Source organism: Paenibacillus sp. LjRoot56 (assembly GCF_964253335.1).
GTDB classification, from domain to species: Bacteria; Bacillota; Bacilli; order Paenibacillales; family NBRC-103111; genus Paenibacillus_E; species Paenibacillus_E allorhizoplanae.
In genome coordinates, this window is record NZ_CAXURV020000004.1 from 247610 (window position 1) to 269788 (window position 22179).

At 41.9% G+C, this 22179-nt stretch carries 21 protein-coding genes; 5 read left to right on the forward strand and 16 right to left on the reverse strand.

The genetic code is table 11. The features are described 5' to 3' along the window. Positions 1 to 83 precede the first annotated feature (83 nt). The gene (locus ACSQ8O_RS26775) at positions 84 to 1562 is read right to left on the reverse strand and encodes an Lsa family ABC-F type ribosomal protection protein (RefSeq protein WP_436244147.1); all 1479 of its coding nucleotides are present in this window, start codon (positions 1560 to 1562) and stop codon (positions 84 to 86) included. Between the two features lie 104 nt (positions 1563 to 1666). Then, a complete protein-coding gene (locus tag ACSQ8O_RS26780; RefSeq protein WP_436244148.1) occupies positions 1667 to 2311 on the reverse strand; it encodes a peroxiredoxin-like family protein in 645 nt (214 codons plus the stop codon). A 188-nt stretch (positions 2312 to 2499) separates the two neighbouring features. Between ACSQ8O_RS26780 and ACSQ8O_RS26785 the strand changes: the two genes are divergently transcribed. Next, complete coding sequence (locus ACSQ8O_RS26785; RefSeq protein ID WP_436244149.1) at positions 2500 to 3522, forward strand: ATP-binding cassette domain-containing protein; 1023 nt, start codon at positions 2500 to 2502, stop codon at positions 3520 to 3522. Then, positions 3519 to 4331 (forward strand): ABC transporter permease, encoded by an 813-nt coding sequence (locus tag ACSQ8O_RS26790; RefSeq protein WP_056621616.1) that lies wholly within the window; start codon positions 3519 to 3521, stop codon positions 4329 to 4331. The genes ACSQ8O_RS26785 and ACSQ8O_RS26790 overlap by 4 nt, the downstream gene beginning before the upstream one ends. A gap of 99 nt (positions 4332 to 4430) precedes the next feature. Here the strand turns inward: ACSQ8O_RS26790 and ACSQ8O_RS26795 are convergent, their stop codons facing one another. Further along, entirely contained in the window at positions 4431 to 5390 is a 960-nt protein-coding gene (locus ACSQ8O_RS26795; RefSeq protein WP_436244960.1) for an NAD(P)-dependent alcohol dehydrogenase, read from the reverse strand. Between the two features lie 48 nt (positions 5391 to 5438). Next, on the reverse strand, positions 5439 to 6740 hold the full coding sequence (locus tag ACSQ8O_RS26800; protein ID WP_436244150.1) for a DUF4309 domain-containing protein: 1302 nt from the start codon (positions 6738 to 6740) through the stop codon (positions 5439 to 5441). A gap of 265 nt (positions 6741 to 7005) precedes the next feature. On the opposite strand from ACSQ8O_RS26800, the gene ACSQ8O_RS26805 reads away from it, so the two are divergent. Then, positions 7006 to 7563 carry a DUF2569 domain-containing protein gene (locus ACSQ8O_RS26805; protein ID WP_436244151.1) on the forward strand — a complete coding sequence of 186 codons (558 nt, stop codon included), beginning with the start codon at positions 7006 to 7008 and terminating at the stop codon, positions 7561 to 7563. A gap of 253 nt (positions 7564 to 7816) precedes the next feature. Next, the gene (locus ACSQ8O_RS26810; protein WP_436244152.1) at positions 7817 to 8221 is read left to right on the forward strand and encodes a CBS domain-containing protein; all 405 of its coding nucleotides are present in this window, start codon (positions 7817 to 7819) and stop codon (positions 8219 to 8221) included. 74 nt (positions 8222 to 8295) lie between these two features. On the opposite strand, the gene ACSQ8O_RS26815 is transcribed toward ACSQ8O_RS26810, so the two are convergent. The 7 genes from ACSQ8O_RS26815 to ACSQ8O_RS26845 all read right to left on the reverse strand — a co-directional run bounded on the left by ACSQ8O_RS26815 (position 8296) and on the right by ACSQ8O_RS26845 (position 14997). After that, positions 8296 to 9420: an HD-GYP domain-containing protein gene (locus ACSQ8O_RS26815; protein WP_436244153.1), complete on the reverse strand. Its 1125-nt coding sequence runs from the start codon at positions 9418 to 9420 to the stop codon at positions 8296 to 8298. Between the two features lie 137 nt (positions 9421 to 9557). Further along, complete coding sequence (locus ACSQ8O_RS26820; RefSeq protein ID WP_436244154.1) at positions 9558 to 10061, reverse strand: hypothetical protein; 504 nt, start codon at positions 10059 to 10061, stop codon at positions 9558 to 9560. Between the two features lie 152 nt (positions 10062 to 10213). Further along, positions 10214 to 10405: a YgaP family membrane protein gene (locus tag ACSQ8O_RS26825; protein WP_436244155.1), complete on the reverse strand. Its 192-nt coding sequence runs from the start codon at positions 10403 to 10405 to the stop codon at positions 10214 to 10216. A gap of 154 nt (positions 10406 to 10559) precedes the next feature. Next, positions 10560 to 11342, reverse strand: a complete 783-nt coding sequence (locus ACSQ8O_RS26830; protein ID WP_436244156.1) for a Crp/Fnr family transcriptional regulator — start codon at positions 11340 to 11342, stop codon at positions 10560 to 10562. Positions 11343 to 11354: 12 nt separating this feature from the next. Further along, positions 11355 to 12446 (reverse strand): GerAB/ArcD/ProY family transporter, encoded by a 1092-nt coding sequence (locus tag ACSQ8O_RS26835; RefSeq protein ID WP_436244157.1) that lies wholly within the window; start codon positions 12444 to 12446, stop codon positions 11355 to 11357. Continuing rightward, a complete protein-coding gene (locus ACSQ8O_RS26840) occupies positions 12443 to 13606 on the reverse strand; it encodes a Ger(x)C family spore germination protein (RefSeq protein WP_436244158.1) in 1164 nt (387 codons plus the stop codon). Before ACSQ8O_RS26840 ends, ACSQ8O_RS26835 begins: the two co-directional genes overlap by 4 nt. Next, entirely contained in the window at positions 13603 to 14997 is a 1395-nt protein-coding gene (locus ACSQ8O_RS26845) for a spore germination protein (RefSeq protein ID WP_436244159.1), read from the reverse strand. Before ACSQ8O_RS26845 ends, ACSQ8O_RS26840 begins: the two co-directional genes overlap by 4 nt. A 269-nt stretch (positions 14998 to 15266) precedes the next feature. Here ACSQ8O_RS26845 and ACSQ8O_RS26850 point away from each other — a divergent pair, with 269 nt between their 5' ends. Then, positions 15267 to 15740 (forward strand): DUF2975 domain-containing protein, encoded by a 474-nt coding sequence (locus tag ACSQ8O_RS26850; protein ID WP_056621603.1) that lies wholly within the window; start codon positions 15267 to 15269, stop codon positions 15738 to 15740. Between the two features lie 149 nt (positions 15741 to 15889). Here the strand turns inward: ACSQ8O_RS26850 and ACSQ8O_RS26855 are convergent, their stop codons facing one another. The 5 genes from ACSQ8O_RS26855 to ACSQ8O_RS26875 all read right to left on the reverse strand — a co-directional run bounded on the left by ACSQ8O_RS26855 (position 15890) and on the right by ACSQ8O_RS26875 (position 22177). Beyond that, positions 15890 to 17128 carry an ankyrin repeat domain-containing protein gene (locus tag ACSQ8O_RS26855; RefSeq protein WP_436244160.1) on the reverse strand — a complete coding sequence of 413 codons (1239 nt, stop codon included), beginning with the start codon at positions 17126 to 17128 and terminating at the stop codon, positions 15890 to 15892. A 217-nt stretch (positions 17129 to 17345) separates the two neighbouring features. Next, positions 17346 to 17924: an S-layer homology domain-containing protein gene (locus ACSQ8O_RS26860; RefSeq protein ID WP_436244161.1), complete on the reverse strand. Its 579-nt coding sequence runs from the start codon at positions 17922 to 17924 to the stop codon at positions 17346 to 17348. Positions 17925 to 17931: 7 nt separating this feature from the next. Further along, positions 17932 to 19206, reverse strand: coding sequence for a neutral/alkaline non-lysosomal ceramidase N-terminal domain-containing protein (locus ACSQ8O_RS26865; protein ID WP_436244162.1), 1275 nt, complete (start codon positions 19204 to 19206; stop codon positions 17932 to 17934). Position 19207: 1 nt separating this feature from the next. Beyond that, entirely contained in the window at positions 19208 to 20425 is a 1218-nt protein-coding gene (locus ACSQ8O_RS26870) for a DegT/DnrJ/EryC1/StrS family aminotransferase (RefSeq protein ID WP_436244163.1), read from the reverse strand. Between the two features lie 9 nt (positions 20426 to 20434). Continuing rightward, positions 20435 to 22177 carry a hypothetical protein gene (locus ACSQ8O_RS26875; protein WP_436244164.1) on the reverse strand — a complete coding sequence of 581 codons (1743 nt, stop codon included), beginning with the start codon at positions 22175 to 22177 and terminating at the stop codon, positions 20435 to 20437. Positions 22178 to 22179: the final 2 nt, after the last annotated feature.

The window sequence follows — 22179 nt, forward strand, 5'->3', positions numbered from 1 at the left end:
ATTATAGCATTAAATAAGAAAATAACGAACAAAACAAAAAAGCTAAGCGCCATTTACGCAGCTTAGCTTTTTCTTCAATTACCTTAAAGCTCAATAATCTTTGTTGCTACATTGTCGCAAAATTCCCTGTCATGCTCTACAAATAGAAGAGTTGGTGCATGTTCAAGCAATAGTTCTTCGATCTGCATTCTTGAGATCACATCAATAAAGTTAAGCGGTTCATCCCAAATATGCAGATGTACTTTCTCACTCAAACTTTTGGCGATCAGCACTTTCTTCTTCTGGCCGCCGCTAAAGGAAGATATATCTTTTTCAAATTGCACTCTAGCAAAATCCAGCTTCCTTAATATCGCCTTAAACAGGCTCTCATCAATCCCATTGTTCTTCGCATAGTCGGTTAAATTACCATGTAAATGCGAGGTATCCTGGGAAACATAGGATATTTGAAGTTGGCTTCCCTTTCGGAAAGTTCCTGTATAATCGATATGCTCACCACATAGCAGCTTGATTATACTTGATTTGCCAGAACCATTTTTACCTGAAAGCGCAATGCGTTCACCTTGTTCGATCGTAAAACTAACATCCTGGCATACTATTTTCTCGCCGTAATGTATCGAGACATGTTCAAGCGCAGCAAGTTGGTTTTTGTGGTAAGCAAGTTGGGTTATCTTGAGGTCTTCAGCACTTTCAATATTTTTGAGCAGCTTTGACCTTTCGTCAATGGCCGATTCTTGTCTTTGCTCAATGGATTTAGAACGTTTCATCATCTTCGCAGCCTTGTGACCAATATACCCCTTATCTACCTTGGAACCCGAATTTCTAGTGCCATTCTTCGTTTTCTCAACTTCGTGAGACCAATTGCTCGTTCGTTTAGCCGCATCGGATAATCGTTTGATATCCTTCCTCAGCTTCTCATTCTCAGCGAGCTCATAGTGATCTTGCCTTTGCTTATTTTCCCACCAATCGGAGAAATTACCCTTTTGAATTTCGATATTGGTCTTATTAATGGATAGGATGTGGTCTACACAATTATCCAGAAATGATCTGTCATGTGACACTAAGATATAGCCGTTCTTCGTATTAAGATACTCACTGACCAGCTTTCTTGCATTCATATCGAGATGATTGGTAGGTTCATCAATTAACAAGAAGCTATTTTCCTTCAGAAATAAAGCAGCTAACAATACTTTCGTTTGCTCACCGTTTGACAATGACTCGAAGGGTCGATAAAGAACGTCCTCAGTAACCTTAAGTAAAGTGAGCTCGCGCATTAATTCCCAATGTTGATAATCTGGCAAAATCGTATTGATAATATCCAACGTTTGATCTTGTTTGTTGTTGACTTGAAAAGGGAAATATTCAAAGCTGACATTCGCAGAAATATGTCCGCTGTATTCGTACTTACCAAGCAGCAAGCTGAGAAAAGTTGTCTTCCCTCTCCCATTTCTTCCTGTAAAACCTAATTTCCAATCGGTATCGATTTGAAAATTAACGTCCTCGAATATATGATCATAGCTGCCATCATAGGCAAACGTTAGGTTTGAAACATTGATTAATGACATGTTGGGATCCTCCTATACCATGCGTAATGCATGAACTCATCATAGCATATTAGGATTTACCAATTCGAAGGAAAGGATAACTATAGATAAATTCTCCTATCCATTTATAGCTTTTTCAATTGTGTGATGAGATCTTGTGGCTCCATACGTGTCATGAAATCGGGGTTTGCTTGCGTGAAGCGGACTACCCGCTCCCTATCTAACAAATAAATACCCGGAATCGGCAATATCCAACGATCAGTCTTATTGAATGCTGTGAGATCTCTACCGAGGATATGTTTGAATGTATGTTGAAGATAATCAGGCATTTCGAATAACAGGTGATAACTCTCAGCGACAAGTCCATGTGGATCGCTCAGCACCTGGAAAGTTAACTGTTCTTTCTCTTTTTGCGTTAACGAATTGTCAGGACTTTGCGGGGTAATAGCTAGCAACTGGGCACCATACTCATGAATCTCTGGCACAATTTCCTGATACGCTCTTAACTGAATATTGCAATAAGGACACCAACTGCCGCGGTAAAAGGTGAGGATAACTGGACCTTTGGTCAGTTCATCGTATAATGTTATTTGCTCGCCTAGCGGATTGGTCAAAACAAAATTCGGAGCGATGTCTCCTACTTTTAATCCGTAAACACGCCCTGATTGCTGTTGCTCATCTATGTGACGGAAAATGTGTGACTGTGCTTCAACAGGTACCCTAGCTATAAATCCCGACTTTGCTTGTTCCAATTGCTCTTTCATAGACATGCTGCATCTCTCCTTTTTTTTGGCTAAAAAAGATACCGAATGGTATCTTTCATTGTAGCATATAACCAATTATTTACAAGAGCGTATGCAAAAAATGAGGCGCATCTTCCATACATACATTTGTTTACATTCAGTTTAAAAATGTGCGATACAATCACGTCATCAATTGTTATTTAGGAGGAATTGCTTTGGATTCTTTACAAAGAAAAGGATTAGCGCAACAAGGTGATTGGGCCGTTGAAGCGCATGGGCTTATCAAAACTTTTGGAGAAAATCGCGCGGTAGATGGTGTCAATTTGAATGTGAAGGCAGGAACAATTTACGGTGTTCTAGGCCCGAATGGTGCTGGGAAAACGACGACAATCAATATGCTAGCTACCCTTCTCAGACCTGATGCAGGTTCAGCCAAAATCTTCGGCTACGATGTTGTGAAAGAGTCACAGATCGTTCGTCAATTGATCGGGGTGACTGGACAATACGCGTCTGTCGATGAATCGTTAAGCGCAACTGAGAACTTAATAATCTTCTCCCGTCTTCTTGGGTTAAGCCGCAAAGAGGCGCGTCAAAAGTCAGACGAATTACTAGAACAATTTGGACTAACTGAAGCTGCGAAACGGCCATTGAAAAATTTCTCGGGCGGTATGAGACGCCGATTAGATCTTGCCGCGAGTCTTATTGCACAGCCTCCACTCATCTTCTTAGACGAACCTACGACGGGGTTAGACCCTCGGACACGTTCTCAGATGTGGGATACAATCCGTCGACTGGTCGACACAGGATCAACAATATTGCTTACAACACAATACCTGGAAGAGGCTGACCAACTCGCAGACCGAATCGCCGTCATCGATCGTGGGCGCGTCGTCGCTGAGGGAACTGTAGATGAGCTTAAAGCTTCTGTCGGTACCTCCTCCTTGCAGCTTAGCGTCCAAAATCCGTTAGATATTGAACAAGCTCGCAGAACCGTTGAGCAAGTGCTGAAAGTAGCTTCAACTGTTGTTGCTGGTAAGATCTCCGCTCCGATGGCGAATGCAGATCGTGTGACTGACCTTCTTATCTCCCTGCGCGAAGCAGGCATTCACTTGGCTGAGATGAGTGTACAGAAGCCAACATTGGATGAAGTATTTTTAACGATTACAGGTCATGGCGTACAAGAGAACGATACAGAGACGTCTACGCCAACAAGTAACAAACAGGAGGCAAGAGTATGAGTGTATCGATTAAACCCGTTTCTGAACGCCATCTGAGAAACCACACAAGCTTTCGTCAGTCCGTACGCAATTCCCTTACAATGGCCTATCGTGGTCTCCTGAAGATTCGACGTACACCAGAGCAATTGTTCGATGTCACACTTCAACCGATCATCTTCACGCTGATGTTTACTTATATTTTCGGCGGAGCCATATCAGGTGATGTCGTAAGTTATTTACCCGTTATTATTCCAGGTATTCTGGTTCAGACCGTAATAACAACCTCCATCGTGACCGGCGTCCAGTTACGAGAGGACATGGATAAAGGCGTCTTCGACCGATTCAAATCACTGCCAATTGCACGTATAGCACCACTTGCAGGCGCATTGTTGGCCGATACCATTCGGTATACCATTGCAACCGTATTAACGTTCTCTATGGGATTCATCATGGGATATCGACCTGAAGGCGGTTTGGCCAATGTGGCGATCGCTGCGCTGCTTGTTATTTTCTGCTCATGGGCGATCAGCTGGATTTTTGCTTTCTTTGGCGTCATTGCTCGCACAGCATCCAGCGTTCAAGGGATCTCGATGCTCGTCCTTTTTCCTCTTACGTTCCTTTCTAACGCGTTCGTTCCTGTTGATACCATGCCGAACTGGCTTCAATGGTTTGTTAAAATCAATCCGATCTCACACCTCGTCTCTGCCGTTCGTCAACTTGCGAATCAAGGTACGGTAGGTTGGGATCTCACCATTTCACTCTTCGGCGCTATCGTCATTGTGGCTATATTTGCACCAATTACGGTTATTGCTTATATGCGCCGTACGTAACGTTTCAACATAAAGAGGCTGTTCTCAAGTAACATTTCTACTGAGAACAGCCTTTTTCTCATGAATCCTAGGATTATTGCAAGCTAAACAATTGTTTATTCATCGTACACGAACCATAACTTTCCCGGTGTGCTGCCCTTCTCCAAAGTATCTTAAAGCTTCTGCAACATCACCTAATGGATATTGACGATCAATCACAGGTACTAATTTGCCGGTCTCATAGAGTGCCATCAATTCATTTTGATCCGTATAATTAGGTTTATGCATTAAGAGTCCCATTTTCTTCGTTCCTATCCAAGAAATCAGGGGTCCAAGGAACATCATTTGGAAAATCCGAGGCATGGTGCCTCCCACCATCACATAACGTCCATCCGAGCTTAAGGCACGTTTACAGTCGAATATCGACCGATTACCCACAATATCAAGAATAACGTCATACTTATTCCCACTTATGGTGTAATCCTCTTTCCTATAATCCATCACATAGTCTGCACCAAGCGCTTGAAGTTTTGGCAGTTTCTTTGCACTGTCGACTGCAGTCACTTCTGCTCCAAATAATTTGGCTAGTTGAATCGCGAATGTTCCAACACCGCCACCTGCGCCATTGATTAAAACCTTTTTGCCCTTCTGTATAAATCCTCTACCCCGTAAACCTTGCAAGGCGAGGACTGCAGCTTGGGGTATAGCCGCGGCATCTTCATAGGTTATATGGGCCGGTTTCTTCGATAATGCCATTTCTGATGCGCACACATACTCCGCAAATCCGCCCCAACTACAGCCGGAAATATCTCCGAATACGTCATCACCAGGAACAAACTGCTTTACTGCTTTGCCAACCGCTTCAACACGCCCTGCAATATCTGCTCCAAGTATGGCGAATTTGGGCTTACGAACGCCGCCTATTCGCACTAGGAACGGCGTACCTCGCAGCAAATCCCAATCCCACGAATTAATGGATGCCGCATGTACGTTAATCAATACTTCACGATCTTTTGGCTGCGGCTTTTCCACTTCTGTATAAATCAGTTCATTCGGACTGCCGTATTTCGTGTAGATCACTGCCTTCAAGTGTGCACCTCCTCACTGATTCAACTCCACTCCTTCAGTTCAGCTACTCTTTCTTTTTAACATCACGGATTCAACTTGCCCAGTTGGGGTTGTAGCATTAACATACAATTCATAATCACCAGCTTGGTACATTAAGCTCCAAATACCATCTACACCATTCGTTTCACTTATTGGGTTTCCTAACGACTTTTTGATTTGAGGCAACGTGTACGGCACGGAAGCGCCCAGAATCCGTATGGCACCGATCTTCTGGTCTGGCGGCCAGAAGTATAATTCATAATTATACCATCGTTGGAATTCGACTTGCCTAGAACCAACTTCATGAGGCTTCCCCCATTTTGCGACTATTTCAGCCTCAGTGGCACCGATGCCATATTCGACTCCGCGAATTTTACCCATTGCAGCTAGTTCGATGAATTTCTGATCCAACACAATAGTGTCCTTCAAATGCGAGATCGTTCCCTCATCTCCAGGTATAGGCTCCTTCCCCTCCACAAGTGGAAAATTGGAATAGGTATTCTGAAAGATAACGTCCCTAATACCTGGTCCTTTTAATTCCAACAACAAATAATCATTGATCAGATCTATATTACTATTCGCGGGATATTGATACGACTGGTAGGAAATATACACTTCTCCTGCCGAATTCATGACTTCCTCCAACTCCACCGAATCAGAAAAAGACGAGGATGACTTAATCAATGCATATGTGCGATCACCAAAAGTACGATACTCTTTTTTCCACTCCGGCTGTTTCAGTAATGCTTGGACCCACTCTTTTACATCTCCAGGTGCTCCTGCTAGTGGAATCGAGGTATAGGTCTCATTAATTTGATTCTCTTGTGGCATATAATCCATAAAACCACTAACGATCCAAATCCCATCATGAGAATAATCTTTTTTCATATAAACCATATAGGCATGTTGATCGTTAGTCGTTATGAGTAATGAACGGGGACTTACGGAGTCACTGATCGTTTGAAATGACGTGACTTCTTGGTTTAGTCTTGCTTGGACGAACTTCTGCAGAACCTTGCTGTACACCTTGTTTTCGGGATTTGCCTGCAGCTCTTTTAGCTGATTCTCCGTATATTCGAATCCTTCTGTGCTATCATGAACTCTTGATAATATGCGCAATAAGGTATCCCTATCCTTTAAATTCGCACTTATTTGTGCAACGCTTGGTGTAGCTATGCTCTCCACTTTAGGAGCAGGATTTGGTTCCATGGGTAACTCAGTATCTGGCTTTATGGTGAGTCTTGCGATCGAATATCCACACCCTAAACCTACGATCAACACACTAAGAAGTATCGCTACATATTTTGGGGGCATCAGATTCATTTCTCACTCCTCATGGTTATATTCATTCTACACGATTGCACCTAACAGCCATTTTCACATCTCATCCCTCATGCTCATTCCTATTCAATTAGACGTGTGCAGTATAGGAATGTTCTGTGTGAAATGGGGGTTTTGGTAATTTATTTACAATTTTTATCGACAAATTCTTTATGCTATTTACGAATTGGAATGGAGGATTAATATGACACGTGCCGAATACATTAAATAGTTCCGAAACATCCATGTTTTGTAATTCCTCCTAAAATTGGAGAAGAAATTAGGTGTCTTAATGGTCAATCCGGATAATGAATTAACTTTGAAAACAGAGAATCTGCTACCCTCTGGAAATGAGCCGCCACAAGTCGAGCATGCTCATTTACGCGGATTTGGAGGTTGGTTATATGTTGTTTCCATAGGTTTGATACTAACCTTAGGGAACGCATTAATCTACATAATTAATACGTTATTACCTATTTACACTGATGGACTTATCACCGAATTGTATAAAGATGATTGGAAATACGGATTAATTATCATTTATGAAACTGTTACCTATTCTTTATATGTTGTGTTCCCTATTGTCTTAGGCTATCTAGGATGGAAAAAAATGAGACGAGTAAGAACGTTGGCCATTATTTTCTATTTAGTTAGTTTCGTATTTAATGTCATTTACTATTTTATTTCGAATTCAATCGTCGGGCTAGCGACACCTGAGTTTATGAATGAACAGGGTAGAAATATTGTAAAATCCTTGATTACTTGTTTGATTTGGATACCCTACTTTATTAATTCGAAAAGAGTTAAGTATACATTTGTAAATTGAGCGATCATCAACAAAATATGAACGACGATGCGGGGTTGTCCATCGAAGTAGAAACACTACTTCTGGGTAGCCCCTTCCCATTTTTCATATTAAAAGCCATAATTTTACTCAAATCGAAGATCTTCAATGTTACAAAATATCAAATATTCTCATATTTCCATTTATTACACTCATCAATTGTGCACTCTTTTGGTCGGATTTATGTTTTAATTAAATAGTGAAACTAATTCGGGATGAAAAGGAGCGAAACAAAGTGGAAATTAAATCGTTTTTACTACCTAAAGACAAAGTATCTTACCTGACGACGTCGGCTTCGATGAAAGAAGCGATGGAGCGGCTGGAAGCTTGCCATTATACAGCGATTCCAATTATCGATGAGGAAGGGAAATATGTGGGCACTTTATCCGAAGGAGATTTATTATGGAAACTGAAGTGCACGCCCGGCCTGTCCTTCGTTAACATGGATGAAATATCTGTCACCAACATTCGAAAACGAATTTATAACGAGTGCGTCGCCATCGATGCACATATGGAAGATATGTTAGCACTAGCTGCTGACCAGAACTTTGTTCCCGTTGTAGATAAGGATCGCGTTTTCTTAGGTATCATTCGACGCAAGGACATTATTGAATATTATACAAGAAATATTACGGATTAATCGGTTAAACAAAAAGCAGAGGTAAGATAAGGGATTTATCCCTTTCCTATCCTCTGCTTTTCATATATCCACAGTCATTTATCTCGATAGTATATGGCACGCTCACTAATATTATCGATCATCACATGAAGTGCAAGCGATAAATCAATTTCATAATGTGTTTTCAACTTTTCTCCACGCTCATTTTTAAGGACCCTGACAACAGGTCTAGATGGTATGAAGGAATTTTGTCGACATACGACGCCAATTTCTCCTGTGCTTAACTTCACACCTTGTCCTACCGGGAATATGGCCACCTTATTTCGAAATTGGGTTACTTTTTTAATGTCATATAAACTTCCAGCATTCGCATAAAGAATTTCCAAAGCATAGTGAGGTGCAATGGAATTCCGATAAGCCCTTGGATGGGTCATGGCATCATACGAATCGAGCATACCAATCCACCGAGCATACTCATGTATCTCCGCCCCCTTGAGATGGTAAGGATAACCGCTCCCATCAATCCGCTCGTGATGCTGTAACGCACAGATGGCACTCAGCAAAGGGATCCCTATATCCTGCTTGAGCATGTTAAATCCTAATTCTGTATGTCGCTGAATTTCTACATACTCGCTCGCAGACAGTTTTGAACTACTTAATAATAACTTGGAAGGAATCTGGATGTTCCCTACATCATGGAGCAATGCTCCTAATCCTAATTCAATTAACTCTTTGTGTGAGTACCCCTGAAGCATGCCAAGTTTAGTAGCATAGACACATACATTGATCGCATTCTGGCAGAAGTGCTGTTCCAATGTAGTTGCTGGAGCCATATTTAATGTGGTGATGGAGACGGGATCTTTTCTCCCTTTATTCATATCATCTAGCACTTTTGACATACCCTCGAATAGCAGCCGCGATATTTCTGTGGCGTTCGTCGTTCCTCCCAATGTTGAGGTTGCGCTGAATTTTGTATAAATTCTAGACAACGCCATCCGCAGCAGAGCGCGGGTATCCTCATGAATCGAATCTTCAATGGGGATATCTTCCGTTTCCCTATCTTCGATATACAAGAAATCAAGTCCCATTTGGACTAATTTTTTAATCATAAATTGTGTAAGTTCAACGCGATGTCCAAGCATGACTCGTCCATGTTCGGACATAACGGCTTTACCAATCCGCATACCCGGTTGGCATAGGGCCGTAGGAACTATAATCATGAATATTACCTCCGCCAAAAGATACATATTTATCTGTATTCTTTTTTAGTATACGGAGTCGCTCATAAATAAACTGTCGAACACTGCAAGTTATGAAAAAAATATTCTCAAAGTCCTATTCATTTTAAACTTTATTTCTAACTTTTTTTCCGCTTCCCCCAAGGCTTAAACACCGATAGTAGATACATCGCGATTAATGAAAGTAACTGAAGTCCTATGCCTATAAATAACCATAGCATGTTGGAAACGTATGCACCTTGGTTCGCACTCTCTCCTCCAACTTCAGTTAACATGGATATTCCATTCAACGTCCAAATGTACATACCTATGGGACCTACAATAACCGCGACAACTGTAAGCACTTCTTTGGCGATGATCCAATAGTATTTTACCAAACCCCAGTGAGTCCCCAGCGATAATAGCACACCTGTCACGATGGTCCCAATCACTGATGCTCGTACAGAAGTTACGGCTAATACGTGCATGGCTTTATAACACGAAAGTATTAACCCCGAATCACTTGTGCTCACGACTGTTATGCTCAGAATGAGAAACGTCACACTTGTCCCTAACATGATGGCTGCGAATAAAATATGTAAACTCAGCATCCATTTTTTCTTGGTCATCGAAAAGTTTTTCATCGTGTGAGACTCTCCCTTGATATCTTCTTACCTTTAAGATAATCAATTGAAGTTAACTCCTTCTAAAGCAATTCTTAAATATTCATAAACTGATTCATTATATAAAAGAGGGGCAGCAACATGCCCCCCTCTCTACAATGTTCTAGCCATATTTATCTGAGCCTACAAGTATTACGACCTAATAATTTATTGATTCCACATTTCTGTGCCAAACCAGTAATCAGAAGTGGTACGGCAATCAGTCCTACTAATTTCCAATAGCCTGGAAGTACGTAAAACAAAGATAATAAGGCAATTCCTAAAATAACGCGGATGGCGCGGTCTGTTCCTCCAACGTTTTTCATGATATATGTCTCCTTTCTTGATCTAGCGAGTGGTAATAAAGTTCTTACAGTTATGATGATATCAGGGTTACTGAAATCGAACCGTAACTTTGTCACATAGCAGAAGTCCTTTAAAAAAACCACCCAATGGGTGGTTTGGTTTATCAATAACGTTTCAATTGAATTCCATATATCGTTGAAGAGCTCCTCGATTTGTAATCGTAATCTTTCCGCGCGTAAGTTTAATAATTTCTTCCTTCTCAAGCCCTTTCAACGTTCTGCTGATTACCTCTCTAGCTGTGCCGAGCTCCACTGATAAGCTGTCATGGGTGATATATAAAGTATCGGTGTTACCGTTTTTTTCTGTCATGTGAATCAAGAATTCCGAAATTCGCCCCCGAATGGATTTAAAGTTGACGCTGTCCAGCAAATTGGACATACTAACAATCCGTTTGGCGAATGATTTAAAGATGAACTGTCGAAAATTCCGATAGCGATCTACCCATTCGCGAAAAATCTCAGAAGGAATCAACAGCACCAAGCCAGCCGTTTCAACGCATGCTGTTGCTTCATATTCCCTCTCACCTAAAATACTTGAGGTCATCAATGGACAACATTCGCCGCTCTGAATCCTGTACATCGTAATTTCCCTACCGCTCGTGCTTATTTTATACATTCTGACTGTGCCATCCAAAATCAACACGACGTGCTCCAGAAAATGTCCTTCTTCAATGATATAATTGGGTACCATTTCAATGACCTTTATGCCTTCATGATTCCAATCCTGTTCGGAGATGTCTGTCAAACTAGGAAATATTGAAATGATTCGTGCTAGATGTTCAGCGAGAATCAACGGATTCAGCTCCTTAAAAAATGCTTTTTTTCGTAACATCTTAGCATAAAAGCTAATGGAAATCTGTGATAAAGTCACAGATGCATTCCGAATTATCTTCGTCATCAATTCCACCAGTCACACCTCTTGCACATGTCTCCCTCTAATAAGACTAACAAGTAGAAAAACTAAGGGAAGACCGACGATGAAAATAGGAAAAACAAAATCAGTCCAGACTAAGTTTGCATAATCTAAAATCCCATAAATGTTTGCAGGTATTAATGAAATAGCGAAAATGACGGGTGCAGTTATTGCGATCATTCCCCGCCATTTCTTGACTCCAAATAATTGTGCAGTTCCATAACTGTTAATGAACAAGTAAATAGACAACTTTACTAATACGCAAAAAATCCAGATGAACACAATCCAGACGTCCATATTTTGAATAAAATCCAAATAATTAATGAATCGAACCATAGCAAAATACGGAAAGTACATGCTCGAACCGATATGTATGCCGAACGTTGAAATAACCATCATTGTGGCAATAATGGCAAGCAAAGATGGAATGCAAATGGATAATAGAATCGGTTTAAGCAGCTTTTCCGGCTTAGAGATAAATGGCGTTAACATCATAATCATCATGGATTCCCCAAGGAAGGAGGCATTTACTAATGATCCTTTCAAAATCGGTAGGACACCAGAATCCGCATAGATCGGCAGAAGGAGCGATAGATGCAAATTAGGTATATTTAATGCAAATGTAATCACAATGCCAAAAAGAATCAAGGGTCCAGCCAATTGGCTGAAACGTGCAATGGCTTCGACGCTGCCAGCGTAGGTTATATAGATCATTGCCGCTATCATCAAAGCTGAGATACTCCAAACCGGTGTATCGTGGAATAGAATCTGCTTAATAAACAATGAGAATATTCGTAAAATATCGGCAGATACAGAATACCATACCAGAATATACAACAAACCAATTAACTTTCCAACCCACTTTCCGAAAAGCTTTTGAGCAAACTCTACCAGCGTCTGGGAAGCATGTCGCTGACTCACTCGAACTAAAACAAACGTTACGACCAGACCAATCAAACCCGCTACTGCAAGTGAGATCCAAGCGTCTTGTTTCGCGATTTCAATCGTTGGTGATATGGTTAACCAGATCGACATCGAGATTTCTAATGTTGTAAACATCCAAAATAACTGCCACGTTGAAATTTTCATTCTTTCCCTCCTTTCCTAATGATTCGCTTGCGGATATCTCCCGTACTCTGAATATTCAACTTGACATCAACGGTTACTTCAATGGTCGGGAATATGTCATCCCACCGATCTCGTATTTCTTTCCATTGATACGGATGTTCTCTATGAAATTCTTCGCCGATTCCGAAAACGTCCTGTCCAAACTGAGACTGAATATTCTTTATTGTTTCTTCTACTCTCTTTGCTTTAATTGTGTTTAATTTTTTTTCTACGTATATGCGTTCAGCAGATTCAGAAAGATCAATATCTGTATTATTTTCAAGCACTCTTCCTGTTCCCATTAGTTTTATATAAACCTTTAGTTTATTACCATCATATCTAGTTCGGATGGTTTGTTTTAAATTAGATTCATATAAAGCTATGCTTCCTTCCTCTAACTCTTCCGTCACGAATTGATTTTTCAATACACCTTTCACCCAAAATAATTCTAGAGATTCTCTACCACTCACTTCTCCAACCATTTCCAAATTTTTATTGAATATGGCAACTGATCTGACATTAAATACTTTGTCTTTCTCTTGCTTATTCATTGGTGAAATCTCAACCATTGGCATAGCAGGGCGAATACCGTCCCGCCGCGCATCAATTAAGACATCTCGTAAAGCAGTGTCTCCTAATCGACAATAACGGTCTTGATCAACAGCCACAATCGCTGAAAATTGATTGAACGGAGAGTTAATATTCAATACTTCCTTTCCTTCAGCGTTATTCACAACAAAAATATCTGTCCGCAGACGCGTATCCGTATTTCTTGTGAATTGATCCATGATATCGATTAGCCCTTTTCGAGCCAGCTTTTCTCCGATAAATATGGATCTACGATGCCCTAGGAAAACTTTACGGGGTAGCTTGTCTTGAATTTGTTGCGTCAAATCTACCATTGATAATCCCGTAACCGTTAATACAATGTTTGCTCTTTCACTCTTTCCCCCACCGCCTCGGATACTCCTGAAATCAGCGGGAACCGCGATTTGAGCGCTTTTTTGAAGTTTACCGTTTTCCGCTATATCTAAGGCTGTTCCAATCCAGAATGCATAATCGTTAATTTCATTTCTGTCCCAGCATCCAGAGAGGATCAGTACCAGTATCAAACAAATGATGGAATTCCGTTTTTTTTTCATTGTTTTCGTATTGCTGATACGTACCGTTTATTCATTCGTACAAGCGTATCCTTCCAGAAATTTGGCCCGATTGGCGCTAACGGTGATAAATACGGTAATCCGAACGATTTGAGTGTCACAAGATGAATCATGATAAATATAATGCCAATTGCAATACCATACAGGCCGAGGACTCCGCCTAAGATTAGCAGCGGAAACCGCAGCATACGAAAAGGTAATGCAAGACTATAGCTAGGAAAAGCGAACGAGGCAATCCCAGTACCTGCCACAATCATTACGATGGGAGCAGAGATAAATCCGGCTTGGACAGCAGCTTCCCCAATAACCAGTGCACCTACGATACTTACTGCTGACCCGATGGCTTTAGGTAATCGAAGACCGGCTTCTCTTAAACCTTCGAACATAAGTTCCATCAATAAAGTTTCAATTACCGATGGAAACGGAATTCCTTCTCTAGCCGCTGAAATGCTAAGCATCAGCGCAAGTGGAATCATCTGTGGATGGAACGTCGTTAGCGCAACATAGATGGACGGAACTAGACAAGACATAATGGCTAGTAGGAAACGTAAAAGCCTAACTGATGAGACATATAAAAAGCGCTCATAATGGTCTTCTGCTGCTTGAAAGCCTGCCCAGAATGTCATTGGTAACAGTAGTGCATTCGGGGATCCATCGACAATAATAGCCACTCTACCTGATAATAAGCTGGCGGATACGCTATCTGGACGTTCTGAATTTTGAATTTGCGGGAAGAGAGAAAATGACTTATCCTCAATAAATTCCTCAATATAACCTGAATCCAATAGTTGATCTGTTTTGAAAGATTGAAGTCTCGCTCTAACTTCTTCAAGCAACTCTTGCTTAACTACATCTTCAATGTACGCTACGACAAACGAGGTATTGGTCATCTCTCCTGCTTGATGATATTCAAATTTAAGTTTTGAATTACTTATTTTTCTTCGAATCATGCTTAAATTTGTTTTTAAGTCTTCGGTGAATCCCTCTCGTGGACCGCGAATAGACGCTTCATTTGTAGGTTCATTAATCGCGCGTTGCTTAAAAGCGGTTATATCAGCTAAGTAAGCAAAAGGCTTACCATCTAGTAAGATGGCCGTACTTCCTTTCAAGACTTTTGCTACAATTTCTGAGATGTTTGTTGCCATTTCGTACTGTGTCAGTCGATCAACATCGTGACTTATCATGCATGCTGAAATAATCTGTTCCAATTTGCTAGAATCCGTTAATTCTTGTATATATACAAGCAGAATGTTGGACTGATCAGACAACTTTAACGGTCTTAATACGACATCAGCACAATTGTGAAAAATGACCTGCAACGTATCATGATTGATTTGAAGGTTCTCGCTCACATTCGCAGGAATATCCGGCATCTCATCGTATCCCCCTTCCCAAAAATTTCATTGCATATTATGTGCGATTAGGTATTGCCTTATTCGAGTAAGAACGAAGAGAAGCACTGCGCGCGGCAGTGCTTCCTAGTAAGCGCATATCTTAGTAATGAGCAATGTTTTTTTCTTTTTGAAAAACAAAATAATATTCAATAACAACAATAATATAATATTAAACAATACAAATTTATTGTAAAACGATAAGTCATATGTTAAAATCATGTTGTCATTAAATAAGCGAGGTGTATGATATGAATGTTAAACGAGGTTCAACTACTTTCTTAAAGGTAATTATTTTTCTGGCTGGAATTGCAGTGCTTGCTTTGTGCATCTGGTTACCTCAAATAGCCGTTAAAGATGCAAGGGTACATCCAGATACGGCTTACTTCGTGATCCCCTTTTTAGTATGTACATACGGATTCTGTATTGCGTTTTCTGTTGCGTTGTATCAAGCATATAAACTATTAACTTACATCGAGAAGAACAATGCTTTCTCTGAACTATCCTTTAAATCTTTGAAGATTATAAAGAAATGTGCTTTTACAGTTATTATTCTCATTTTGATAGCAATAGTAAGCTTAAGGGTGCTTGCTAAAGTTACAGTAAGTGATGATGCAGCGGGTCCTACATCATTATGTCTAATGGGTATTCTAGCAACAAGTATCTTCGCAGCCATTGTGGACGCACTTCAAAAGCCATTAAAAAATGCCCCAGATATTAAGTGAAAAAACGAATGATTAACGTATTGCAAGACTTTAATATAGCCAAAGAAAAAAGCAGCCGTCGGCTGCTTTTTATATACCAATGAAATTTGAAGTCGATATACAATATTGACATAATCAAGGTTGAATATTAACTTATCCATCTTCAATCCTTATTCTAAAAGCTTTACGATTTCATCCCTTATTTTTTCGTCTACAATATTCTTAGCTTTATCAAGTGGTGTAACGCCATTCTTGTCTTTCGCCTGTGGGTTCGCTCCTTTATTCAACAACAATCGGATTACCTCACTGTTTCCTTCCATGGAATGTTGATTGAATTCTACCGCGTAAGAGAGCACTGTATTGCCCTTATCGTCGGTTGCATTGACATCTGCATGGGCGTTAATCAACATTTCGACCATCGTATACACACCTTGAATAGAGTCATGGCCATAGGAATTAACTGCCCTCATGAGAGGAGTCAGCCCTGACCAATTACTTTTTGCTATCTGATTGGGATCTGCACCGTGCTCGAGCAGCAACTGAACAATTTGCCGAGATTGTGGCATACTCATACTTACAGCGGCTAACAGTGGCGTTGCGCCATCTGAGCTAGTAGCGTTCACATCGGCCTTATACGCTATAAGATTTTTCGCAATTTGGACGCTCTCATCGTTCAATCCCGAATTGGCAAAGGGATGAAGCGTCGAAAGCAGAGCCCCTCCGCCCAAATTCGGATCAGCTCCCAACGCTAGCATCTTGTTCACCAAACCAAGTTGTTTTTTACTCGATACCTGCATTAGCGGCGTCATTCCATTTGCAAGTACGTTCACCTTAGGTCCAGCATCCAGAAGACTTCCCACTAGATCAATGGATCGTTCTGCAGCATAATGCAACGGGGTGTAACGATTGGACGCATCGACGATATTAAGATCAACTTGCTTTTGAATCAATAGTTCAACCAAATTAATAACATGCGGCTTGCCTTGATACATATGAGCCATTTTAAAAATCTGTATAAAAACGGAGTTGAGTTCAGTTGGAGCTATCGCATCGATTTGACTTTTAGTTTCGTTCATTTCCCCATTCTCTGTCGATTTCAATAATTGGAGGGCAGTCATCTCTATACGCGATTGCAACTGCTCAGTTGGTGTACCGTACTTTATGGATATTTGCTTGTCAGCCTCATTGAACTCAACTTGAGCTCTCATACTTTCAGCTACGAAACGGATAGGCACATAAGCATGTCCATTATAGTTCAAAACAGTATACTCACTATCTACTTGTTTAATAACCCCATTAAATAGAAACTCCACCTGGTACTTCACTGCTTGAATAGCATCTGAAGCATATACAGCAGTAGAAAAAGTAATACCGGCACCCAAAACCATTCCAAGCACTATTTTTTTCAATGAATATTTCTCCCTTTTTCATAAAGTAACATTCGTCTTGGATACTAAGCGGTTTCCACTCACCACAAGCACCCCTTTACACGATTCCACTCCTATTAAGTTCTTCAAATTATTCCCAGATCCTTTCTTTACTTTATTAGCAATAAGAGACCCACAGCAACGAGCTGAGGGTCTAAGATGATATGTTATTTTCAATCATCATTCTTCGTTGATGACTTTACTCTACAATTAACGATTGGATCTCTGGAATGGATTTTAAAACCCTCATTATGACACTAATTGATTCTGCACGCGTTGCTTGATGATCTGGAGAAAATGTATTGAAATCTGATCCTTGAATAATACCAGCACGAGTTGCATCTTCAATTGAATCTTTTGCCCAGTAATTTTGTTTTACATCACTGAATGATTTCGAAGATTGAGATTTCAATTCCTTAAGATTAATAATTCTAGATAAAATGATAATCATCTCGGCACGACTTATATTTCGCCCTGGTTGGTAAGAGTTATCATCATAGCCAGAAATAATACCATTCGATGCTAGAATTTCAATTTCATTCTTTGCCCAGCTGTCCTTAATATCATTGAGACTGGTTTTATCGTTACCCTGAGATAAACCAAAGGCTCTAACTACCATCGCGGTGAACTCAGCGCGTGTGACGGAGTCATTAGGTTTAAATGATCCGTCTTCAAAACCATTTATTATTGTAAGTTTAGTCGCTGCAGAAATATCACGGAAGCTCCATGACTGATTATCTACATCTTTAAATACGACAGAGGTTTTGATATTTGACACTCGTTTTTTAGATCAAAAGGTTTACTAATGCTTCTTTCACCGTAGACTCAACAGTGATATCAAAGCTCGAAGGCATCGCAAAGTACAAGGTGGATTCGTGGGTCTCATAACCACCTTCTATTAACTGCTGCGCAGTTGGGATGTAACCAAACATACCATTCGTGTAACCGATCGGCAGCACGTTTCCTTTCGATATCTGCTTGATATACAGCCCGTAATCGACAACTACTTCGGCATTCATGCCGAGGAGCGAGAGCTCTTCTCCAAGCTTTAGTTCTATTAGCTCTAAAGGAATACTAGGCGACAGACATTCCAATCGCGCTAGCATGAGGCTACTCCACTCACCAAGCACACCTGACGATTGAGCTGTTAACTCTAGTTGACTACGCTCTGGCAGCGACTTTAGCGGTAGCTCAACCCGTGTCGTACGCCATTGCAGATCGCAAGGTGTTATCTGCTGCATCGGTTTATCTAATGTATTTATTACGCACTCTGCAAAATCATTACCGACTTGCATAACCACATCATTATTTCCCCGAATAACCTGCTCTCCATCACCTGGATTTATGTCACCGCAAGTGCCCTGCAGGAAGGCAGCCACTGTACCTTCTCCTACGAATTGCTCCACAGCCTCCATAGCGACGCCAATATATTCAGATGAAACGAAATTATCACGCGTTATGACCGGGTGGCAAGCATAATGAACAAACAGTCCCTTTGTGGTCCCATCAACTTTGCGAAAACGAATGACACGCAGTTCATGATCTGCTGGTCCTGTTTCCGGAAGCGATTTCACCACGCCGCGTCGATTTATCCCTAGCGGCGAATAACCGCTGCTTTGCTCGATTTGAACTGGCTCCGCTTGCAGGAACGCCGCTTCAATGCCACCGATAACAATATGTTCCAGCAAAGCTATATAATTCTCATCCATGACACCTAAGTAAGAGGTGAACAAGCTGCTCGTTTGCGGACCAGAATGCGTGTGGGTACCGTGTAAAAGAATGGCATCTTCTGCAATGCCGAAGCGTTCATGAATACGCCGCTTAAGCGTTGGTACGCGATCACTCCCCCACCAAATTAAATCTGCAGAGATGAGAACGGCATAGCACTTATCATTATCTCCATCCTTATCACCCGTCACAAACACAAATATTCGGGCAAACAAGCGATGCGAGACACCTTCGAATGCGCCAAGTTCACTGCGAACTGCAAATCCAGCCAGCGGTACTGAAAACTCAGGTGTAATATCGACCTTACTAACACCAAGTCGAATAATCATCATATTAATACGATTCCATTACCTTGCGAATAGCTGCAGCAATGTCATGCATGGCTTGTTCATCAGCAAGCAGCACATTTTGCGAGAGCCACAGTACTTCCTTGTCACTTAGCCGTTCACTTACTGGACAGTTATAAGGCCTATCTTCACCCGTCAATGCTCGTGTGGCGTTCACAATCGCCTCGTTTCGATTCAGTGGTACGTACCCATAACTTATTGGTATGCCTTCGGCGTTAACTTTTCGAATGAAGTCGTTCTTGTCGATCCGCGCAGTGACCGTAGAATCAAGCTTGAACATATATAGGTGATTCGCATGCCGTGTGACGCGTGGATCGGTCTTCACAACTGTGATGCCATCAATTTGGCCAAGCAACTCCGTGAGCAGCTTTGCATTGGATTCTCTGAGGAGCATCTGCTCTTCCAAACGGCTCATTTGGGCAAGTGCAATTGCCGCTTGCAGCTCCGTCATGCGATAATTTTGCCCGATGCGATCATGCTGATACCAAGCGCCTGATCGCGAGCGACCGACATTGCATAGCGACCAAGCGATTTCCGCCAACTCCGGATTATTGGTGAGAATAATGCCCCCTTCACCGCTATTCAGGTTTTTGCTGGATTGTAAGCTGAACGTCCCGAAATCACCGATCGCCCCTACACGTCGACCTTCCCAGCTTGCCCCAACAGCCTGGGCCGCATCTTCAATTACGCGAAGTTTATGCACAGCAGCTACCTCGTTGATACGGCTCATGTTCGCTGGAGCTCCAGCTAAATGAACGGGAATAATAGCCTTTGTTCGCGATGTAATAGCGCCAGCTACCTGATCTGGATCGAGAAGCAGTGTATCTTCTTCAATATCAACGAACACTGGAATAGCTCCAAAAGCTAGCGCAGCTGCTGCCGTTGCAATAAATGTATATGGCGGTACGATAACCTCATCACCAGGTTTAACCCCTGCTGCTTGCAATGCGACTGTGATTGCAACGGTTCCATTTACGACGCTTATCGCATGAGTCGCATCGTGCAGATCCGCAAAGCGGCGCTCCATCTCAGGAAGCTTTGGGGTATATTCAGGCGAATGTACAGTGCCCGTACCGCCCCATTTGCCCGAACGAATAACGTCAAGAATGAGCTGTTCTTCCATTGGCCCGAAAATTGGCCAAGCCGGGAATCCCACTTTCCGAACAGGAACCCCACCTTCTACAGCAAGTGTTGACTTCTCCACGTTCTCACCTCACCCAATTCTAACTTTTGATTCTACTTTCGTAGGCAAGACAACTTTACGGCATGGTATCCCAAACTGCTTTTCATGTCCCTTTTCAGGTATAAAATCCTCTGTTGGCGCCATCGGCACCCATATGACAAGCCCCTCTATGGCTTCGTTTGCCTCCAAATGAATGCTTCCGTTGTCTTCGCATCCCAAGATACGAACGGCTCTTCTTAAACGCGTCCAATCTTGAATTTCCTTTGATTTCCAGAATGTGAAGCCCATCTCTCTTGCTTGTGCGACGAGCATCCGGATGGCATCCCGAACTTCTTCCCTCGTACAAATGTGTATCTGATGGAATAGAAAATGAGCAACACCATTCACTTCCCGCACTTGCTGCAGAAACGGCTCAATCACCTTGTTGTCTGCGAGATGACCCAAATCCAGATCCTGCGTCAAGAATCCGATCTCTAAGATGGGATACAGGCGATTCTGTTCGTCAAATAACGCAATTGGAAAATAAGGAAGACAGGTGCCGAATAGGAAACCAACATTCCCCTTTTTACTCGGACCTCTGGTTTGGTCACTTGAAATTTCATTCTTCTCCAGCCATTGAAATAACTCACCCCACCCTTCCACACGGGTGTAATGGTTCTTGTTCGCCGTTACATGATCTATGCCCGTTGCCTGCTTCAACCAGTTAACCTGCCGGTCAAACTCTGATTCGTCCCAGAAACCATTGTCTTTCTCTAATGCGTTGTAGTGGAAAGCGAGTTCGTGTCCTGCCTGCTTCACTTGTTCATAGATATGAGTGCTATACCCAGGCTCAATCATGCACCAAGTTGTTTGAATTTGGCATTCCGCTAGCAGTTCTAATGTCGCAACAGCATGTTCATCCTGATTCGAATCACTGTCATGGGACATGGTCACGATTTGACTGATCCCATCCGGCCAATACCCAGTGAATGGCAACGTCATTCCCTTATCAATTGCGCATTGCAACACATGTCTGACTAAAGCTTCTCGCCAATAATCAGCGTAGGGCCACGGAAAATAGGGAACGCCAGTATCTGTTTCTACTCGGTCGAATTGCCAATCCAAGGCTATTCGATCATCTGCTTTTAAAATATCTTCATTGACATTCGCGCTGCCATCTGCAGCCGGAACGCCATCGTCCAGAACAGGTCCCGTGCCTTGCTGCATGTGAACAACAGTCAGCGGGATGTTGACTGCCCAGCGATGAATGCTTCCCTGTCCGACATCAAAGGATTGAAGTGCAGGTCCCTTTTCTGGACCATCTGGACGTCCTTGTTTGATCGTACCAACAGGTCGGCATGCAACGGGGACGTCATCTCCCGTATTAGATTCACCAGCTTCTATCCAGGGGTTGGCGGATAAGAATCTCAGCGAATTCGGTTGCCCCGAGCGAGTTGCCTCTATCTCTGCATAGCCGACGCCTATGTCTCCTGTCTGGATGTATCCAAGTCGGAGAGCCAATGCGTTGATACCCGCGTACGAAATAAGGGTGCCGCCTTGCTCCACATATGACCACAAGATGGAAGACTTCGCTCCGCTCTCTTGGGAACAAGCCACGATGAGGATATCGTACTCTTGCAGGCTCATCGTATCTACCTTAGCAACAGATGTATATGAAATGCCAACATGCTGCAATATTTCTTCTACATATTTCTCAAATACGTTAAGTCCATATTTCCATTTGCGTGCAGCTGCTTCATGTTCAACGAGCACACCGACTTTGGCCATCTTCATTT